Below are 3,585 nucleotides of genomic sequence, written 5' to 3' on the forward strand. Positions count from 1 at the left end.
TGCGGGTCTTGAATTGGAACCACGAAGAGCACAAAGAAGAGCTTTTCTTTTCCTTTGTGCTCTTCGTGTCCTTCGTGGTTCAAAGTTTTTGCTTCTGGAATTAATAGATAGATGCTTAATGTCTATCGTAAGAGCAAATTATGACAATAACCAGACAGATTGAGAATTCTGTGCAGCCAAGCATGTAATGGTTATTGCTAATTGTTACTCAAGGGTTCGTCTGCTTTACTACTGTGGATGTATTCTAATGCATTTGCAATGTATTCAGTCAGTTCAGCTCTTTTACTCTTTGGTGGTAAATGACTACTCCCGTGTATGTTATTTTCATGCTTGATAATTGCAGCAGCTTTTTCAAGAACCGTTTTATATGAAGCACCTCTGCGAATTGGTATTATACTTTTGGCTTTTCTAAATCTATTGATTGAATTTAACAATTCGAAGTATTCAGTTTCTATTTTGTCTTCGTCGCTTTGCTGATACCAGTCGTTGACTACCTTGGCTATCTCTATACTGACATTCTCCAATGAATTATCAGGTTTATGGGCTGATTGCAATATATACAACGTGGTTTCTGATATTTCCCCGTCGATTACATCTGCAGCAATAACGAGTACGTGTGCGGAGCTAATCCAGGGTTCATTCAGATTTTGTATACCCAATATCTTTTGGGTCTCAATAATTAAAGACTTAATCTCTTTAGAATTCCGGTGAAACACGGGAGCTTGCCAATCAAATTTAACCGTATTTTTGCTGGTATTTGAAGCTTTATCTGTCAGGGGTTGCTGTGGTGTTTCTTTGCTGGTTTTTTCGGGGCAAACCTTGCTTGTCGCGAGGTTTTGCACCACGGGGCTTATCGGGGTTTCAGCCTGTTGTGCCACTTGCTCATGATAAATATGACCACTGCTGGTCGCAGAATAACCAATGCGGGTAGTCAACATAGGTATCGGTTGGTTTGAGTGTGTGCTCTGTTTCGTTTGTTGTGCTTCATATAAGTGTTTGTGACTGGTACCACTTGCACGCATGGCTTGAGCACTGTTGTAAGTCATGATGCCCGGGGAAGGTTTTTTGGCCAGAAACTCGCCAGAATCTGCCTGATGGTTCGAGGGCAGATTGTGCGGACGCTTTCTTGGAGATGATAGGTAGGGGCTCTGTATAAAGTTTTGTGATTGTACGGTTGTTGGTGCGAAAGTTGGCTGTCCGAAGCCCATGGCAAAAGCATTTTTGTCTGTCCTGAATCTTGAGCAGGTATCCGCAGACGTATGGCAAGCTTGACTGCCCTGCGGAAATTGTAAGAAGGCTGACTCTGTCGTACCTGATAAATGCGCACCCGGATAAGAAGGACCGGGATAAATTCTCGCAGGCCCTGGAGTAGCCAGAGCTGAGTCGGCCGTGAACCTTTGATTGAGCGGTGCAACGGGTTGCTCGTCCAAAAACTCACTCAGAAATTCAATAACTTCATCATGTGTTGGTATATATGCCTCGGAATTTACAGGTACTTCATGCCAATGCATCGACTCAGGATTACTGCAGACGCTGGAGGAAGGATGTGTGAATGGTGTGCTGTCAAACTGATGGGCTTGTGCAGGCAGGTTTGGCTCGTTGTTTGGGATCAAGGTTACATTAAGGTCCTGATGGTCTGATAGCTGGTGTGGCGTTTGCTGATTAAAGTATGACTGATGTGTGTAGTCAGCTCTGACTCTGCACTGTTGTAACGGGTTTCTTGAGGGTTGTTGTGTATGAAAATGAGCTTGTTCGGGTCTCAAGCCCGGTGTTTGACAGGTGATGTTAACTTGAACAGTGCCAGCTGAATTTGCACCACTGATGGCCGATTGGCCATGCGCGGCTTGCTTTTGAACGTCAACTGTCTGTAAATAAGAATTTCTTGATTGGTCAGGGAAGCATGGATTCATAAAGTAAACCAACTTTTCGATTTGATTAGTGATCAGTAGACCAATCCACAACTCATAAGTTCAACATGGTATAAAACACAGTATAAAATGAGAATTATCCGTTAAAGATGGAAAAGTCACGCAGCAGATTTATTGTATCTGGTTTTATCCTCATTATTTTTTTCCATTTTTATACACAATTCTGTAGGGTGCAGGTCTCCTATAAAAACGACAACGTTCAGAGATATCCCGAGTTTATGAGTAAACAATTGGATGTGATTGTCTTTGGCGCGACCAGCTTCGTTGGGCAACTGGTTTGCCAGTACCTGGTTGATTCATTTAACGACAATGGCCACGAGCGTCTTGACTGGGCGATAGCGGGGCGCTCGCAAGCCAGGCTGGCTCAGTTAAAACAGAAATTACAACAGCCCGGGCTACCAGTGCTGCTGGCCGACGCTGCTGATGAGACTGCTTTGCAGGCGTTGTGCCAGCAAGCCAGGGTAATTGTTTCGACTGTGGGTCCTTATGCGCTTTACGGCGAATCACTGGTTAGGGCCTGTGCGCAAAGTGGCACCGATTATTGTGACCTGACCGGGGAAGTACAGTGGATCCGACAGATGCTGGATCGGTATGAGGAGACGGCGCGAAGCAGTGGAGCACGCATTGTCCATTGCAGTGGCTTTGACTCAATCCCTTCTGATATGGGCGTGTACTTTACCCAGAAAAAAGCCAAGGAAGTTTTGGGTTCATTCTGTTCAGATATCAGTATGCGGGTGAAAGCCGCCAAGGGTGGCATATCCGGTGGCACGCTGGCCAGTATGACTAATCTCACCCGTGAGGCGGCAAACAACCCGGCATTACGCCGACAGTTGGCCAACCCTTACCTGCTCTGCCCAGAAAATGAAGGCTTGAAGGCCAGACAGGAAGTTGTCAAAACACCGAAGTATGATTCCGGTTTTGGGGCCTGGCTGGCACCATTCATCATGGCTGGCATTAATTCCCGGGTGGTCCTTCGTTCCAATGCATTGGCTGAATACCCTTATGGCAGGGATTTCAGGTACAGCGAAGCCATGCTTATGGGTGCTGGTTTCAAAGGTCGGCTGCGGTCCCATGTTGTGGTCGCCGGGATGGGGCTGTTTATGCTTGCCATGATGATTAAGCCAACCCGCTGGTTTATGGAGCGATTTGTCTTGCCAAAACCGGGTGAGGGCCCTTCTCCGAAACTCCAGAAAACCGGGTTTTATGATATTCGCTTTCTGGGCAAAACGGCAGATGGCCAACAAATCCGTACCCGCGTTGTTGGGCAGGGCGATCCGGGGTATGGCTCTACTGCCAGAATATTGGGACAGGTGGCTGCCGGACTGGCCCTGGACTTTCACGATAACCGGCAGAAAAGCGGTAAGGCGGGAGGTTTCTGGACAACGTCCACACTGTTTGGTGACCGGCTTATTGAGCGGCTGGAAAAAGATGCTGAGGTCAAGTTTGAAGTCGTTGATTAGAACTGCGCAGTTTTCACCAACGTTGGTGCTATGCCTGTGCATCGGATGAAGGCCCGTTACGGTGAGGATGAAGAGCGCAACAGCAATATGGGCACCAATCAGATGCTGTGCTGTGTCCGGTTACCGCAGAAGTGAAACGCTTATCCACTGATTCGCCTCCTTGTCTTCGACCGGCGGTGCTGAAAAAGGCCTTTATT

The 3,585-nt window shown here is 47.0% G+C and carries 2 protein-coding genes; one reads left to right on the forward strand and one right to left on the reverse strand.

Features of this window, described 5'->3' with window-relative positions; translation table 11 throughout:
* Positions 1 to 197 precede the first annotated feature (197 nt).
* Positions 198 to 1,961 carry a hypothetical protein gene (locus KDK14_RS11175; protein WP_257265197.1) on the reverse strand — a complete coding sequence of 588 codons (1,764 nt, stop codon included), beginning with the start codon at positions 1,959 to 1,961 and terminating at the stop codon, positions 198 to 200.
* Between the two features lie 185 nt (positions 1,962 to 2,146).
* Between KDK14_RS11175 and KDK14_RS11180 the strand changes: the two genes are divergently transcribed.
* On the forward strand, positions 2,147 to 3,388 hold the full coding sequence (locus tag KDK14_RS11180) for a trans-acting enoyl reductase family protein (protein WP_257265199.1): 1,242 nt from the start codon (positions 2,147 to 2,149) through the stop codon (positions 3,386 to 3,388).
* Positions 3,389 to 3,585: the final 197 nt, after the last annotated feature.

Source organism: Endozoicomonas sp. ONNA2, from assembly GCF_024606365.1.
Classification (GTDB): Bacteria; Pseudomonadota; Gammaproteobacteria; order Pseudomonadales; family Endozoicomonadaceae; genus Endozoicomonas.

What these genes read in the sequence shown, in the direction of transcription:
- KDK14_RS11180 (WP_257265199.1), top strand. Translation starts at nt 2,147, where the DNA reads ATGAGTAAACAATTGGATGTGATTGTCTTTGGCGCGACCAGCTTCGTT.